Annotated in this window: 13 protein-coding genes, 1 tRNA gene and 1 pseudogene; 10 read left to right on the top strand and 5 right to left on the bottom strand. The window is 70.3% G+C overall.

The window, feature by feature from the left end; all coding sequences use genetic code 11:
* Positions 1–19: 19 nt before the first annotated feature.
* The 3 genes from eis (at position 20) to ACGFIW_RS09895 (ending at position 3,295) form a co-directional block, all read left to right on the top strand.
* A complete protein-coding gene (gene eis / locus ACGFIW_RS09885) occupies positions 20–1,210 on the top strand; it encodes an enhanced intracellular survival protein Eis (protein ID WP_393312484.1) in 1,191 nt (396 codons plus the stop codon).
* A 54-nt stretch (positions 1,211–1,264) separates the two neighbouring features.
* The gene (locus ACGFIW_RS09890; protein WP_393312486.1) at positions 1,265–2,014 is read left to right on the top strand and encodes a ZIP family metal transporter; all 750 of its coding nucleotides are present in this window, start codon (positions 1,265–1,267) and stop codon (positions 2,012–2,014) included.
* A gap of 72 nt (positions 2,015–2,086) precedes the next feature.
* Positions 2,087–3,295, top strand: a complete 1,209-nt coding sequence (locus ACGFIW_RS09895) for a hypothetical protein (RefSeq protein ID WP_393312488.1) — start codon at positions 2,087–2,089, stop codon at positions 3,293–3,295.
* A gap of 7 nt (positions 3,296–3,302) precedes the next feature.
* On the opposite strand, the gene ACGFIW_RS09900 is transcribed toward ACGFIW_RS09895, so the two are convergent.
* Positions 3,303–4,385: an NAD-dependent epimerase/dehydratase family protein gene (locus ACGFIW_RS09900; protein ID WP_393312490.1), complete on the bottom strand. Its 1,083-nt coding sequence runs from the start codon at positions 4,383–4,385 to the stop codon at positions 3,303–3,305.
* Positions 4,386–4,640: 255 nt separating this feature from the next.
* Here ACGFIW_RS09900 and ACGFIW_RS09905 point away from each other — a divergent pair, with 255 nt between their 5' ends.
* From ACGFIW_RS09905 to ACGFIW_RS09915, 3 genes are all read left to right on the top strand, one after another.
* A complete protein-coding gene (locus ACGFIW_RS09905) occupies positions 4,641–5,495 on the top strand; it encodes a helix-turn-helix domain-containing protein (RefSeq protein ID WP_393312492.1) in 855 nt (284 codons plus the stop codon).
* 189 nt (positions 5,496–5,684) lie between these two features.
* The gene (locus tag ACGFIW_RS09910; RefSeq protein WP_393312494.1) at positions 5,685–6,629 is read left to right on the top strand and encodes an NADP-dependent oxidoreductase; all 945 of its coding nucleotides are present in this window, start codon (positions 5,685–5,687) and stop codon (positions 6,627–6,629) included.
* Positions 6,630–6,885: 256 nt separating this feature from the next.
* Positions 6,886–7,386, top strand: coding sequence for a cupin domain-containing protein (locus tag ACGFIW_RS09915; RefSeq protein ID WP_393312496.1), 501 nt, complete (start codon positions 6,886–6,888; stop codon positions 7,384–7,386).
* Positions 7,387–7,572: 186 nt separating this feature from the next.
* Here ACGFIW_RS09915 and ACGFIW_RS09920 read toward each other — a convergent pair.
* A tRNA-Lys gene (locus tag ACGFIW_RS09920) sits at positions 7,573–7,647 on the bottom strand.
* Between the two features lie 124 nt (positions 7,648–7,771).
* Positions 7,772–8,305 (bottom strand): AAA family ATPase, encoded by a 534-nt coding sequence (locus tag ACGFIW_RS09925; protein ID WP_393312497.1) that lies wholly within the window; start codon positions 8,303–8,305, stop codon positions 7,772–7,774.
* Between the two features lie 443 nt (positions 8,306–8,748).
* Here ACGFIW_RS09925 and ACGFIW_RS09930 point away from each other — a divergent pair, with 443 nt between their 5' ends.
* The 3 genes from ACGFIW_RS09930 (at position 8,749) to ACGFIW_RS09940 (ending at position 13,367) form a co-directional block, all read left to right on the top strand.
* On the top strand, positions 8,749–9,519 hold the full coding sequence (locus tag ACGFIW_RS09930) for an IclR family transcriptional regulator (RefSeq protein ID WP_393312499.1): 771 nt from the start codon (positions 8,749–8,751) through the stop codon (positions 9,517–9,519).
* A 378-nt stretch (positions 9,520–9,897) separates the two neighbouring features.
* Positions 9,898–11,334 carry an extracellular solute-binding protein gene (locus ACGFIW_RS09935; RefSeq protein WP_393312501.1) on the top strand — a complete coding sequence of 479 codons (1,437 nt, stop codon included), beginning with the start codon at positions 9,898–9,900 and terminating at the stop codon, positions 11,332–11,334.
* On the top strand, positions 11,331–13,367 hold the full coding sequence (locus tag ACGFIW_RS09940) for an ABC transporter permease subunit (RefSeq protein ID WP_393312503.1): 2,037 nt from the start codon (positions 11,331–11,333) through the stop codon (positions 13,365–13,367). The genes ACGFIW_RS09935 and ACGFIW_RS09940 overlap by 4 nt, the downstream gene beginning before the upstream one ends.
* Before the next feature lie 136 nt (positions 13,368–13,503).
* On the opposite strand, the gene ACGFIW_RS09945 is transcribed toward ACGFIW_RS09940, so the two are convergent.
* Positions 13,504–13,914 carry a GNAT family N-acetyltransferase gene (locus ACGFIW_RS09945; protein WP_393312505.1) on the bottom strand — a complete coding sequence of 137 codons (411 nt, stop codon included), beginning with the start codon at positions 13,912–13,914 and terminating at the stop codon, positions 13,504–13,506.
* A 253-nt stretch (positions 13,915–14,167) separates the two neighbouring features.
* On the opposite strand from ACGFIW_RS09945, the pseudogene ACGFIW_RS09950 reads away from it, so the two are divergent.
* Positions 14,168–14,701, top strand: a pseudogene (locus ACGFIW_RS09950) (LysR family substrate-binding domain-containing protein); the annotation flags it as partial.
* Between the two features lie 36 nt (positions 14,702–14,737).
* Here the strand turns inward: ACGFIW_RS09950 and ACGFIW_RS09955 are convergent.
* Positions 14,738–15,634: a GNAT family N-acetyltransferase gene (locus tag ACGFIW_RS09955; RefSeq protein WP_393312507.1), complete on the bottom strand. Its 897-nt coding sequence runs from the start codon at positions 15,632–15,634 to the stop codon at positions 14,738–14,740.
* Between the last annotated feature and the right edge of the window lie 7 nt (positions 15,635–15,641).

Consider the following 15,641-nt stretch of genomic DNA (forward strand, 5'->3'; position numbering starts at 1 on the left):
GACGGGTTGAGATGGGCGGATGACCATCCGCCGGGTGACCGCCGACGAGCGTCTCACCACCAGCTTCCCGCTGGCCGCGTACGCCTTCGAGTCCTCGCCACTCGGTGCCGCACGGATCGACGAGTTCCGCGACTACCTGCCCTACCAGGAGGGCAACCGGACGCTGATCGCCGAGGAGGACGGCGTCACGCTGGCCGCCGCCTCGTCCATTCCGATGCGGCAGAACCTGCGCGGGACGGTGCTGCCGATGGCGGGTGTCGCCGGGGTCGCCACCCACCCGCTGGCCCGCCGGCAGGGGCACGTCCGGACACTGCTGCACCAACTCCTCGACGAGGTACGCGACGAGGGCCACCCGGTCAGCACGCTCTACCCGTTCCGGCCCAGCTTCTACGCCCGGTTCGGCTATGTCGGGCTGCCCAAGCCGCGCAGGGTCACCTTCTCGCCGGCCCACCTGGGCTCGCTGCTGCGCGCGGAGCTGCCCGGCGACGTCGGCTGGGAACGCATCGGCACCGGCTATCCGGTGTGGCGCGCGTTCACCGAGCGCTGCCTGACGCAGTGGCACGGCTTCGCGCTCTTCCCGGACTACCGGGCGGCCGGGATGCGGGAGCGGGACGAGTACTGGCTGCTCACCGCCCGCGTCGACGGCGAGGTCACCGGCGCGGTGACCTACCGGATCGACGAGCACGGCGGCACGCTGCACGGCAACGAGTTGCTGGTCGCGGATCCGCTCGCGCGGGCGTTGCTGTTGCAGTTCTTCGCCCGGCACGTCGACCAGGTCGACCGGATCACCGTGCAGGTCCCGCCGGACGAGCTGCCGGAGCTGTGGCTGACCGACCTGGACGTGCACGTCGAGGCACGCGTGGCCGTGCCGGGTACGTCCGCCCCGATGGCCCGGCTGTTGTCGCTTGACGCGTTGCGCGGGCTGCCGGCCGGCCCGGGTCGGGTGCGGATCGAGCTGACCGGGGACCGCTGGCTGGCCGGCACCCACCTGCTGGACGGCACGACCGGCGCGCTGGAGTTGGTCGCCGACACCGCCGGCCGCGCGCCGACCGCCACCCTCACCGCGGCCGGGCTCTCCGCCCTGGCGTACGGGGTGCTGGATCCGGCCGAGCTGCCGTTGCGGGGGTTGGGCGAGGTGCCGGTGGACGCCGCCGCGGAGTTGCGGGACATCTTCCCCCGCCGGGTGCCGTACGTCTTCGCCGACTTCTGAGCCTTCCTCACAATCGGGTTTGTCGTCCCGGCGGCCGTGGGTACGGTCCCGCGAATGCCGGAGTGGTTACAGGCGGGTGGGTGGGGGCTGCTGGCCGGGTCGGCCCTGCTGGTCGGGGCGGCAGTCGGTTGGTTCGCCCGGGTGCCGCAACGCGTCATCGCGTCGATCATGGCGTTCGGGGCGGGCGTGCTGCTCTCCGCGGTGTCGTTCGAGTTGATCGCCGAGGCGCACGCGCAGGGCGGGCTGCTGCCCACCGCGCTCGGCGCGGCGGGTGGCGCGGTGATCTACACGCTTGCCAACCTGGCCCTCGCCCGGCACGGCGCACGGCACCGGAAGCGCTCCGGCGACCAGCAGCCCTCCGAGGGTGAGCAGCCCGGCTCGGGGTCGGCGATCGCGGTGGGCGCGCTGCTGGACGGCGTACCGGAATCCGTGGTGATCGGCGCGAGCCTGCTCGGCGGCGGCACGGTCAGCCTGGTCACGGTGGCGGCGGTCTTCCTCAGCAACGTTCCGGAGGGCCTGTCCAGCGCGGCCGGCATGCGTCAGGCCGGCCGGTCCCGGCGGTACGTCTTCCTGCTCTGGATCGGGATCGCGCTGATCAGCGGGGCGGCGGCGCTGCTCGGCAACACGCTGCTGGGTGGGGCACCCCCGGAGGTGCTGGCCGGAATCACGGCGCTGGCCGCCGGGGCGATCCTCGCCATGATCACCGACACCATGGTCCCGGAGGCTTTCGAGAACGCCCATCTGCTCGTCGGTCTCATCACCGTCGCCGGCTTCCTGACCGCCTTCGCCCTCTCCCACGCCTGACCCGCGTGCCCCGTCTTCGTCGAGCCGAGGCAGGCAGGCCGGGGGCTTTGACACACCACCTAGCATCACGGGGTGCGCCTGACGTCGCTTGCCGCTCTGCTCGTCCTCGGTGTCGCCACCGCGGCCCTGCCCGCGTGCGCGTCCAACGACCCGGCCCCGGCCTTCGAGGCCGGCTCGTCCGCCTCGCCGGTGACCCCGCCGACGGGTGCGCCGGGCGAGGCATCGCCGCAGACCCGCGACGGCCTCGGCGGCCCGGGGGCCAGCGCGAGCCCGAAGCCCGCCGCGAAGGTGCTCGCGGCCGGCAACCCGAACGGCCACGCCACCGTTCCGGCCGAGGCACGGGCGGTGGACACCTCGAAGCCGACCCGGACCATCGGCACCGGCACCCCGGCGAGCTGCACCTCCGCGGCGGTCGTGCAGGCCGTCGCGGCCGGCGGTGTCATCACGTTCAACTGTGGCCCCGCCCCGGTGACGATCAAGATGACCGCCACCGCGAAGGTCCGCAACGCCAACGGACCGAAGATCGTGTTGGACGGCGGCGGCCGGGTCACCCTGAGCGGCCAGGGCCAGCGCCGCATCCTCTATATGAACACCTGCGACGAGGCCCAGGGCTTCACCACCTCGCACTGCCAGAACCAGGACCATCCGCAACTCACCGTGCAGAACCTGACCTTCGCCGACGGCAACTCCACAGGCGAGAAGGCCGAGGGTGGTGGCGGTGGTGCGATCTTCGTCCGCGGCGGGCGGCTCAAGGTGGTCAACTCGCGCTTCGTCCGCAACCGCTGCGACCGCACCGGCCCCGACCTGGGCGGCGCGGCCATCCGGGTGCTCAGCCAGTATGAGAACAAGCCGGTGTACGTGGTGAGCAGCACCTTCGGCGGGGCGGCCGGCCAGGGTGGCTCCTGCTCCAACGGGGGCGCGTTGAGCAGCATCGGCGTTTCCTGGGTGGTGCTCAACAGCGTGCTCAGCCACAACGAGGCGATCGGCAGCGGCGCCAACCCGGCCAAGTCCGGCACGCCCGGCGGCGGCAGCGGCGGCGCGATCTACTGCGACGGCAACGAGTTCACCGTCCGGACCGCCGGCACGATCATCGAGAACAACAGGGCAAACGAGGGCGGCGGAGCGGTCTTCTTCGTCAGCAACAACCGCACCGGCACGATGCGGATCGAAAACTCGACACTGCGCCGCAACCCCAGCGGAAAGTTCGAGACCCGAGGCTTCCCCGGCATCTTCTTCCTGGGCGCCCAGAACCCCACGGTGACGGGGTCCACGCTCTCCTGACCGGCGGTCAGTAGGGGTTTCCCTCGCCGGGCGGGCGGGCGTGCAGGAGGGCGGCGGGACGGCCGGGCAGGTCGCGTGCGCCGGACATCGGTGGGCTTGCCGTGTGGTCGCCGTCGGCCATTCCGGCGAAGAGTTCCTTCAGCGCGGTGAGCGCGCTGATCCTGGGATGCCAACCCAGCTCGGTCTCCGCCCGCTCGCTGGACATCAGCGGGGCGTTCAGGCCCAGCTCCACCCAGCCCGCGTCGACCGGCTGGAGCCGCGCCCGCCAGGTCAGCGCCGCCGCCGCCCGCAGCACCGGCGCGGCGACCGGCACCGTCCAACCGTGGAAATGCCGAGCCACCAACTCCGGGGTGAGCACCGGGTCCGCGGCGACGTTGAAAGCGCCGCGCACCTCACCCAAAACCGCCCGGGTGTACGCATCGGCCACGTCGTCGGCGTGCACCGCCTGCATCCGCAGCCGTCGGTTCGTCGGCACCAGCGGGATCCGGCCGAAGCGCAGCAGCCGCACCGGCGCCAGCGGGCCCAGGAAGTAGCGGGTGATCTCCGCGCCCGCCGCCCGCTGGAAAATCAACCCGGGTCGCATCCGCACCACCCGCAGCGTCGGGTGATCACGTTCGATCCCGTCCAGCAGTGCCTCGACCTCCGCCTTGTGCTCGCTGTACGACGAGCCGGGCACACCCGTGGCCGGCCACCGCTCGCTGATCGGGTGGTCCTTCGGACCGGGGGCGTAGGTGCCGACCGACGAGGCGTACACCACCGCCGGCACACCGGCCCGGAGCACCGCGTCGAACACCGCCCGACTGCCCTCGACGTTTGTCCGACGCAGCACCCGCTGGTCGTGGCTGGGCTGGATCTGCCAGGCCAGGTGCACCACCGCGTCCGCACCCGCGAACATCTCGGCGAGCTGCCCGGCCGCGCCCGGCGCCCCGATGTCGCAGGAGTGCCACCGAACCTGGTCGTACGGCTCACCGGCATCCGGTGCGGGCACCCGCCGGACCACCCCGACCAGCTCCACGTCCCGCTCCTGACGGAGCCGCCGCAGCACCGCCGTACCGACATTGCCGCTCGCCCCCACCACCACGATCCGCATGCTCGACCCCGTACCCGCCCAGTCGCCGCTCAACCACCGACGCCGCCCCTGCCGGCGGTCTCGCGGACTCCCGGTCCGCGACCGCGCGGGCGCACGACCACGCGGCTTGATCCACTCGACTTTCTGGAACTCGCGGTGTCGCAGCGGGCGGGACCGCCCGACTTCCGGGAACGCGAGTTGATCACGACGAGCGCCCGAACACCGCTGGGCCGCCGACTGATCACGACGTCCGAACTGTCCGGGCACAATTGGGCGGTGGAACGTCACGCGTTCGGTGCCGCGGTGCGCCAGTTGCGGGAGAACACGGCGCCTGCGGCTGTCGGGCTGCCGATCGGTCGTCGGCGGGTGCAGGGGCTGCGGCGGGAGGAGCTCGGCGAGCTGGCGGGGATGTCCGCGGACTACGTACGCCGGCTGGAGCAGGGGCGCAGCCATCCGTCAGCCGGGGTGGTGAACGCCATCGCCCGTGCGTTACGGATCGGGCGGGCGGAGTACGAGCGGCTCTGCGCGCTGGCCGGGTACGCCGCTGCGGACGGGCAGGTGCCGAACGAGATCGGTCCGGGCGCGATGCGGCTGCTGGAGCGGTTCACGGACACGCCGATGTTCGTCTCCGACGCGGCGATGAATCTCGTCGCCGTGAACAGCGCGTTCATGGCCCTCGGGCACTGGGAGCTCACCGGGCAACCCTGGGAGTGGAACATCGCGTGGCGTACGTTCTGCGATCCGTTCCACGGCTTCAAGCAGTCCACGGACGACGCGACCGATCATGAATCGATCCTCGCCGCCCGCCTACAGAGCGCGCTGTTGCGCTACCCCGCCGACGCCTCGCTCGCCGCGCTGGTGGACGAGATGCGGAGCCGAAGCCGCCTGTTCGACACCTTGTGGCGCGCGCCACGACCGGTGACGGCCTACGAGAGCAGTGCCGCGTTCATTCACCCGGACGGCGGTGCCGTCACGCTCGTCGGCAGCCTGCTCGCCATCCCGGGCGACGATCTGGCGGCTCTGCTGCTCACCGCGGCTCCCGGATCGGCCGATGCGGCGCGTCTCGCGGAGATCGTCGGCGACTCCGGGGACCCGACCATCATCAGGGTGGGCCAGCCCGGCCCAGGCTAACCGCGCCGGAACCGGTGAAGGTGGGTGACGTCTCCAGCAAGCGCTGATCCAGTGGCTGCCTCCGGGTGGACCTGGTGAGGCGGGGCTGGGTGCCTTCGCAACTCGAAGCAGACCGCAGGGAGCATCCCCGCGTCGCAGCCGCTCCGAGTGCGAAGTACATCGACGACGCTCACAGAGGCAGGTTCAGCAATGAAGGCAGTACGTTTCCACGAGTTCGGCGGTCCCGAGGTTCTCCACTACGAGGATGTCGAGCAGCCCACCCCCGGAGCCGGGCAGGTCCGGATCCGCGTCGCCGCGACCTCGTTCAACGGCGTCGACGGCAACATCCGCGCGGGCTACATGCAGGGCCCGATCCCGGTGGAGCTGCCGCACACTCCCGGTCTCGACGTCGCCGGCACCGTCGACGCGCTCGGGGACGGCGTGGACGACGTCACGGTCGGCGACCGGGTCGTCGGCTTCCTGCCGATGACGGGGACCGGGGCGGCCGCGGAATACGTGATCGCGCCGGCGGAGATCCTGACGGGGGCACCCGCGAACATCCCGTTGGCCGACGCGGCGGCGTTCCCGCTGGTCGGCCTGACCGCGTGGCAGGCGCTGTTCGACCACGGCAAGCTGACCACCGGCCAGCGGGTGCTGATCAACGGCGCCGGCGGAGCGGTCGGCGGATACGCGGTGCAACTGGCCAAGGAGGTCCGTGCCCACGTGATCGCCACGGCCAGCCCACGCAGCGCCGAGCGGGTCAGGGCTGCCGGCGCCGACGAGGTGATCGACCACACCACCACCGACGTGACCGCGGCGGTGACCGAGCCGGTCGACCTCGTACTCAATCTCGCGCCCGTCTCCCCGGAACGGCTGGCCGCGCTGGTCACGCTGATCCGGGACGGCGGCACCCTGGTCAACACCACCGTCTGGATGCCCGCCCCCTCGGACGAGGCGCGCGATGTGCGTGGCATCGACCTGTTCGTCCGCAGCGACGCCGACCAACTCGCCGACCTGGCCGCTCGGATCAGCACCGGAGAGTTGCGCGTCGAGGTCGCCCAGCGGGTCGCGCTGGCCGACCTGCCCGCACTCCACGCCCGGGCCGGCGCGGGCGAACTGCCGGGCAAGACCGTCATTCTCGCGCCCACGGCCTGACCCGCGGCGCCCCATCCTCACCGGTCCCTTCGCCCCACCGTGGCGTCGTTACGTGGCGGCTGCCCCGCACCGGTGCGCGCAGTGGCTGAGGCGCAGGAGCCGCGGCTGTAGCAGTCCCGGCCAGCCACAGGAAAGCGCGCGAGGTGGCGGTGCTTTGCACGAGCATCAAACGAGCGGCCCCGTCGAGTTGCCTCGGGGGGCGCGCCGTCGCCCGGCCGCTCGAACCAACCGACCACACACCCAGGAGACGATCACGATGATTCCCGACGACGATCCCACTCGTTCGCTGACCGTGGCGAACCCCGACGATCCCGCCACGACCTACATCTCCCTGGTGGGCAACACCTACGGAATGTTGATCACGGGCGAGCAGACCAACGGCGCGTACTGCCTGATCGACATGCGCGTGCCCGACGGCGGCGGCCCGCCGCCGCACCGGCACGACTTCGAGGAGATGTTCACGATCCTCGAGGGCGAGATCGAGTTCACCTTCCGCGGCGAGAAGCACGTCGTGCGGGCCGGCTCCACGATCAACATCCCGGCCAACGCACCGCACAACTTCCGCAACACCTCAGGTGCGCCGGCCCACATGCTCTGCATGTGCACCCCGGCCGGACAGGACGAGTACTTCACCCGCGTCGGCGACGTCGTCGCGGGCAAGGACGCACCACCGCCGCAGCTCTCACCGGACGAACTCGCCGAACGCCGCCGCCGCGGTGCCGAACTGGCCTCGACCTATCGCAGCGAGTTCCTGTGACCGGCCAACCGCTGGCGCCCTGACGAGATCGAGCCCGAGCAGCAGCCGTCGGACCGGCCGCGGAAGGGGTCCGAGCCGCAGGTGCGCGGCTTGGACCCCTCGCCGGCGGGTCGAGCCGATCAACGTGTGAGGGGGCAGATCGGCCGGGTCACCGGAGAAGCAGGCTTTTCCCAGGTCACATGCCGTTGGTGGGCCGCCTGGGACTCGAACCCAGAACCTAAGGATTAAAAGTCCTCAGCTCTACCATTGAGCTAACAGCCCTCTGCGCTTCAGGCTACCCGACCACCTGTGCCCGGGTTGATGTCCGCCCCCCGGGTCCAGACGAGCGAAGCTGATCTACGTCTGCCGTCATTCGTAGGGCTGTGCCGGTCGTCGGGCGCTGAGGCTAGGCCCCTGGGCTTTCCCCGGCGGCTCGTCGCACGATCTGCGTGGCGGCTTGGGCGGGAGTCAGGTGCGTGGTGTCGACGACCTCGGCCTCGGCGTGCAGCCACGTGCGGGCCGCCTCGGCGTAGGGCTCCAGGTACTTCAGACGGAACGGCGACGGAACGGGGTGTTCTCCCTCGATTCGCCGGCGAAGGGTGTCTTGGTCAGCGTGGAGGACGAAATGCCTTACCGGGATCGCGTGCTGGGCGAGGCCCGCCCTGATTTCGCGCCAGTACTGCTCCACCAGGACGGTCATGGGTATCACCAGAGTGCCGCCGGTGTAGTCGAGCACGCGGCGGGCGGTCTCGACGACGAGCTGCCGCCACGGCGGCCAGTGCTGGAAGTTGTCCGTCTCGGGCAGCCCCGGCGTGATGTCCATCAGCGTCTCGCCGACCTTCTCGGCGTCGAACACCCGGGAGTCCGGGATCAGTTGCTGCACCAGCGAGCTGGTGGTCGTCTTGCCCGCTCCGTGGGTGCCGTTGAGCCATACGATCACGGGACACATTAACGCGCGTGAGTGACGGGGCGAACAAGGCAGGACTTGCGGGCCAGGCAGCAAGGAGCCGACGCGAGCGCCGGTGCCTGTCGGCCTCGAATGGCGCGGCCCTCGATGGTCCGGCCCGTGCCGACGGGCCCGTCGTCAGGCCGGTAGTCGCTCGGGTGCCCTGCAACGTCGCCGTGTGCCGGAGGACCGGCGAGACGCCTCGGCGGCCCAGGCCGATCGGCGAACGTCGAAGCTTCCCGTGCTCCGATAGAGGCCGGACGGCCCGGGCCACGACCCGTCCGCGACCAGGTCTCGCGCGGTCGACCACACTCCACGTCGCCCGCGGCGCCAAACTCCGGAGCCTGGCGTCGGGCGCTGACGCAGTTATCCTCTTCAGGTGCTGGTCCGTGTGGATCTCGCTGACACGGGTCCGGCATTTCGAAGGGACTATCGACATGCCCCGTGTGGTATCGGCGGTCATCCGCGCACTCGACATCCTCGAACTGTTCCTGGACCACCCCCAACTGTCGGCCCGCCAGGTGATGGAGCGGCTCGACCTGCCCCGCACCACCGTCCACGAACTGCTCGTCACGCTCGAGGCTCGCTCGTACCTGATCTCCGTCCCGGGTCAGCCGGTGCAGTACCGGCTCGGCATGCCGCTGTTCCAGCTCGGGGCGGCGTTCGCCGGCCGGCTCGACCTGGTCCGCGAGGCACAGTGTGTCGCACGGGACGTGGCCGCCGCGTGCGACGAGGCGGTCCACGTGGCCGTGCTCGACGGCGCCGATGTCATCTACCTCGTCAAGTTCGACAGCACGCACCCGGTCCGGATGGTCTCCGCGGTCGGCCGGCGGTTGCCGGCCCACTGCACGGCGGTGGGCAAGGTGTTGCTGTCGGAGCTCGATCAGGCGGGTCTGGACGCCCTGCTGACGAAGGATGCCCTGCCGGGCATGACGCCGGACAGCATCACCGACCCGGACCGCCTCCGCGCGCATCTCGAACGTGTCCGGGCGGAGAACGTCGCGGTGGACATCGGCGAGTCGGACAGCGCCATGCGCTGCGTCGCCGCGGCGGTCCGGGACCATTCCGGTGCGACGATCGCCGGGATGAGCCTGTCCGCGCCGATCATCCGCTGGACCCCGCAGGCGCACGTGCGGTGGACCGGGCTGGTTCGCGAGGGCGCGGCCACGCTCTCGGCCCGGATGGGCTACCGGGCCCAGCGCCGATAGCACCTTGCCGTTTCGGCCGAAACAGTATCGAAACATTGACATCCTTTACGGCCTGCTCTAGCGTCGCGTCCACTCGATGCGGTATCTCGAACTCAGTTCGAAATCTCGAACGGCGGTGGTCCGTGACCCGACCGAACTGGAACGCCAGCGCCACTCACTCGGCCCGGTCGCCGCATGCCTCGTGCTTGTCGCGCCACCCGGCCGGCGACGCCACCAGGGCAACCCCACCAACCCCACCGACGAGTACGCGGACGCATTGATCGACGCGGGCGGCGCACGCGAGGTCGCCGGCATCGGGACACACCTGGAACACGAGGATCGCGGTTTTCGTCAAGCGCGCCTTCGGCGTGCAGCGGTGCGGGGAGATGAAGGAGGCAAATGTCCATGGAGGACAATCCGGCGTGGTCCCGGCGCGGCTTTCTGGGGATGGGGGTGGGGGTGCTCGGTGCGGCAGGTCTGGCCGCGTGTGGGGGCAGCTCCGATTCACCCAGCAAGGTGCAGCCGGACGTTCCGCAGGAGCTTGTCGACGCCGCGGCGTCGATGAAGGGCTCCTCGGTGGGGATGCTGTCGCAGAAGCTGTACTCGACGGCGGCGAACGACGCCCTCGACAGCTCGATCAAGAAGTTCGCCGAGACCACCGGGACGAAGATCGAGAACAGCCTGGTCCAGGCCGACGCCGGTGACGTGGTTGCCAAGATCGACGCCGAGGTCAAGGGCGGGGTGGCCCGTGACCTGGCGTTCATGACCGACTCCCGGTTCGTCGCACAGTTCCAGGCGCTCGGTGACCTGGAGGACGTGACGGACGTCGTCCAGGCGCTGACCGCCAAGTACGGCGAACCCTGCGCCGAGGCCAAGAACTACTGCGTCTTCGACGGCAAGTGGTTCGCGATCCCGTACCACTTCATCGGGATCGGGTCGTTCCTGCGCAAGGACTGGATGCAGGACAAGGGCATCACTCCCAAGGACATCTACAGCTGGGAGGAGCTGCGGGACCTGTGCCTGGAGATCTCCGATCCGACCAAGCGCCGGTTCGGCTGGGGCATGACGGTGAACCGCTCCGGTGACGGTAACGGCATGATCGAGGCGCTGATCAACGCCTACGGCGGGTCGATCGCCTCCAACGACGGCAGGAAGGTCACGTTCGACTCCCCCGAAACGGTGCAGGCGGCGACCTTCCTGGGCGATATCTACACCAATCCCAAGTACAAGCCGATGCTGCCACCGGGGGTGGCCAGCTGGACCGACACCAGCAACAACGAGAACTGGCTCGCCGGCGTCCTCGGCTACACCCGCAACCAGTTCAGCGTCTACGCGGACTCCCGGACCAAGAAGAACCCGGTGCACGCGAACACCCACGTGTTCTCCGACTGCATCGGCCCGGCGACCAACAATCCGCTGTTGCTCGGTCAGTCGCAGGGTTTCGTCATCTTCAAGGGTGCCAAGAATCCGGCGCTCGCCAAGCTCCTGGCGCAGTACCTGGTCAGCGCGCCCGCGCTGCTCGGGGTGGCGAAGGAGGCGCCCGGCCTGGTGATGCCCGCCTGGGAGAAGGTCTGGGACGCCGACCCGTTCTTCACCAGCGGCGACCCGGCATTCCCCATGCTGCGCAGGATCACCGAACTGAAGCTGCCGCTGAACACGAAGAACGGCCTGGCCTTCCCGCAGAAGGCCAGCGCGGGCCAGCAGGCGGTGGGGTCGGCCTACGTCCTCACCGACATGATGCAGCAGATTGTTCAGGGCACGGCACCGGCGCAGGCCGTGACGGCCGCCCACGCGAAGATGGTGCAGATCTTCAACCAGCAGGGGCTGCCGCAGTGAGGTCGGTCCGTCCGGCACGGGTCCCGGCGGCGAGGAATTCCCCGCCGCCGGGATCTGGCTCCCTCACGGCGACCCAGCGGCGGCTGGGTCGTGACTGGAAGATGGCAGCGCTGTTCCTGGCACCCATGGCGCTGCTGGTCGGCGGTCTCGTCATCGTGCCGATCATCCGCTCGGTCGTCACCAGCACCACCGAACGGCACGGGCAGGACACCGTGTTCGTCGGCCTGGGCAACTACCTCTCTCTCGTCGGCGACGAGCAGTTCCACACGGGCGTGGTGAACTCGTTCGTCTTCACCGCGTACGCGGAGGTTTTCAAGGTGGTGTTGGGGCTGTCCGCGGCCCTGCTGCTGCACCACCGACGCCGTGGGCGGGCCGTGCTGGCCGGGCTGCTCCTGTTGCCCTGGGTAGTGCCGACCGTGGTGACGGCGTTCAGTTGGCGCGCGTTGCTCGACCCGATCTTCGGCAGCGTCAACACGCTGCTCACCGCTACCGGGATCGGGCCGCTGCTGGCCAGCGCGCACCTGGTCGACAGTTGGCCCGCGGGCTGGCTCTCCGACCCGTCGCTGGCCATGCCGTCGGTGATCCTCGTCAACGTCTGGAAGGGCGTGCCGTTCTTCACCGTGTGTTTCCTGGCGGGGTTGAAGGCCATCCCGGCGGACCTCTACGAGGCGGCGACCATCGACGGTGCCTCGTCGTTGCAGCGCTTCGTCAACGTGACGCTGCCCGGACTGCGCCACGTGATCACCGTGACGGTGACGCTGTCGTCGATCTGGACGTTCAACAACTTCGACCTCATCTGGCTGCTGACGCAGGGCGGTCCGGGCGACGTGACCGCGCCGTACGTGCTCAATGCGTACTCGAAGGCGATCTTGCAGTTGCAGTACGGCGCGGGGGCAGCGGCCACGCTGGTCATGCTGCCGATCATCGGCGGGCTGGTGTTCGTGCTGGTCCGGTTGTTGCGCCAGGACACCACCAGCAAGCTGCCCCGGCGACGTGCAGCCGCGCGGTGGAGCGGGACGAGACGGTGGGCCCCGACGGCGCGCAGGGCGCTGCCATGGGTGGTCGCCGCAGCGGTCACCGGCCTGCTGGCCTGGGCATCACCCCGGATCTTCTGGAAGGCGGCGGTGGTCCTCGCGGTGATCCTGCTGGTCGCGGCAGCGGTCGGCCGGGTGGTCTCGACACTCCAGTCCCGGGGCGGTCGCCGGTCGTCGTCCATCGTGTCGGGCCTGGGATCCTGGGTCGCGCTGGCCGGGCTGCTCTTCTTCGTGCTGGGCCCGCTCTACTGGATCGCCGTCACGGCCTTCAAGTCCGAGGGCCAGGTCGTCATGCGCACCGACGACCTCTGGCCGACGCCGTGGACCCTGGAACAGTTCGGTGCCCTGTTCGACAACCAGCCGTTCGGCCGCTGGTATCTCAACACCCTGCTGGTGTCCGCGGCGTCCACGGCGGTGGCACTGGTCTGCGCCGCCCTGGCGGGGTACGCGCTGGCCCGGCTGCGGTTCCGCGGAGCGCAGGGCTTCACCGTCACGGTGCTGCTCACCTACGTGATGCCGGGCGCGCTGCTGTTCATCCCGCTCTACCAGATGCTCATCGGCGTGCGGCTCACCGACTCGTTGTGGTCTCTGGTGGTGACGTACCCGACGTTCACGCTGCCGTTCGCCACCTGGCTGCTGGTGGGGTACTTCTCGTCGATCCCCGTCGAGCTGGAGGAGGCCGCGCTCGTCGACGGCTGCACCCGCATCCAGGCGTTCGGCCGGGTGGTGCTGCCGCTGGCCAAGCCGGGGCTGCTGGCGGTCGCGCTCTTCACCCTGACCAACGCCTGGAACGAATTCCTCTTCGCCTTCGTGTTCATCACGAAGGACGAGTACAAGACGCTGCCGGTGGGGATGCAGTCGATGATCGCCGGTGACGTCGTGCCGCAGGGACAACTCGCCGCCGCGTCGCTGCTCGTCAGCATCCCCGTGGTGGTCATGTACGCCTTCGGGCAGCGCTTCCTCACCGAGGGGCTCACCGCGGGCGCGGTGAAGGGCTGATCGAGCGAACCGACGGGCCGCTGGTGCCGAGCGGGCACCAGCGGCCCCGCACCGGGAACCCCACGGCAACCCGACAGAGCCCCGCCCCCGGTAGGCGCGCGCCGCTATCCCGCCGAGCGGGGGTACAGGTTGCCGGTCACTGCCAGGCCATGTTGATGGCCCGCTCGAAGTTGACGTAGCCGGCGCGGGCGAACGCCGCCGCCATGGGCACGTTGCCCAGGTCGGTGGCGGCGCGAATGCGGGGGACGTCCTCGGCGGCGAGGATTCGGGTGCCCTCGGCGAGGAGTCCGACAACGTACCCGTGGCCCCGGTGTTCGGGCACGACGCCGAGGTAGGCGATCACCGGGTGGTAGGCGTTGCGAGCTGGGATGACGAAACCGACAGGCTCACCGCGCTCGCCGAACGTGCCGATCCGCCACCATTCGCGAGGGCTGGAGTACGTGGCGAGTTCCTGCTCGTAGTGCTTGACGGCGGCCTCGTGGGGTGACATCCGCGCCAGGTCGGTACGGCTGTGCGCGTCCAGGGTGCCGCCCAGTGCACGGGCCATCAGCGCGACCAACTCGTCGGGGTCGAGGGGATCGGAGCCGCCCTGTTCGAGCGGAACAACAGGCGGGTGGCACTGACACCGATCGGCCGACGGCTCGTCGACGACATTCGGCCCATGTACCGAGGGCTGTGCGAGGGGATGAAGCGGGCCAGGCTCGCCGCCCGCGGCAGGACCGGGGTGCTGCGGGTCGGGTCGATCGCCGTCAACCTCCACGACTTCCGCGAGTTGTTCGACGCGTTCGCGGCGAGCCACCCCCGAGTGCGAGGTGCAGCTGCGGCATGTCGACTTCGGCGACCCCTTCGGTCAGCTACGCGCCGGCGACATCGACGTGCAGATCGTGTGGTTACCCGTCCGGGAGCCAGACCTCACCGTCGGCCCGGTCATCTACAGCGAACCCATCGTGCTCGCCGTCGGGACATCCCACCGGCTGGCCGGCCGTGAGTCGGTCTGCTACGAGGACCTGGCCGACGAGACGGTCATGGGTGGGGCCCGGCCGGACTACTGGCGGGAGATCCTGGTGCCGCTGCGCACACCCAGCGGGCGTCTGCTCCGCATCGGCCCGTCGGTCTCCAACTTTCAGGAGATGATCCCGATCCTCGTCACGGGCGAAGCCGTCTCACCGGTGCACGCGCAGGCCGCCCGCTACTACGCGCGGCCGGACATCGCGTACGTGCCCATTTCGGACGCCCCGCCGGGCCGGTGGGGGCTGATCTGGCGCACCGGCAGCGAGACGGAACTCATCCGGTCGTTCGCCGGCATCGCGCACCGTCTCCACTCCGTCGAATGAGAGCTTCGAGCGGCGGTAGCAGCCCCGATGCGGCCCTCAGCGCCCCAACTGCTTTCCGAACCAGTGGTGGGCGTAGCGCTCGGTGTTGTACGGCTCGATCTCCGCATAACCGGCCGCGCGGTACATGGCGATCGCCTCGGTGAGGTTGCGGTTGGTGTCCAACCGGACGGCCGTCGCGCCATGGTCGGCGGCGTACCGCTCCAACTCGTCCAGGAGCCGTCGGCCGATGCCGAGCCCGCGCACGGTGTCGGACACCCAGAGGCGTTTGAGCTCGGCCGGGCCGCCCGGCTGGAGTTTGACCGCGCCGCAGCCGACCGGTTCGCTGTTGAGGGTGGCGAGCAGGAGCACGCCAGCGGGCGGGACGAGTGCCTCGTCGTGGACCGGGTTGCTCAGTGCGGGGTCGAACCCGTCGTCGAGTCGTCGGCCGATCTCCCGCACGTAGGCCCGCAGGCACGCCCGCGCCCGCGGGTCGCTCGGCGGGCACGCCTCGATGACGACCATCGACCCCATGAGCAGCCGTTCGACCTCCGCCATGGCGGCGACGAGTCGTTGCCGGCGGTGCTCGGTGAGTGGTTCGAGGATCGAGGTGGCGAGATCGTCGGACCGCCTGTCGAGATCGGCCCACTGGGTTCGGCCGGCGTCGGTGAGCGTGGCGGTGCGTACCCGGCCATCGCCCCCGGCCTGGTCGGCCGACGCCACGGTGACCAGGCCGTCGCTCTCCAGGGTGCGCAGCAGTCTGCTCAGGTGGCCGGAGTCGAGGCCGAGCCGGGCCCGGAGCGCGGCGACCTCGGCGCCAGCCGGGCCGATCTCCCAGAGCAGACGCGCCTGACCGAGGGGGCGCCCCTGGGCCATGTACTCGTCGTCGAGCGCACCCACACGTTGGGTGACCGTGCGGTTAAACCGCCGCACGGCGGCGACGAGGGCAGAGTCCATATATCTG

The sequence above is a fragment of the Micromonospora sp. NPDC048935 genome, assembly GCF_043197875.1.
Classification (GTDB): Bacteria; Actinomycetota; Actinomycetes; order Mycobacteriales; family Micromonosporaceae; genus Micromonospora.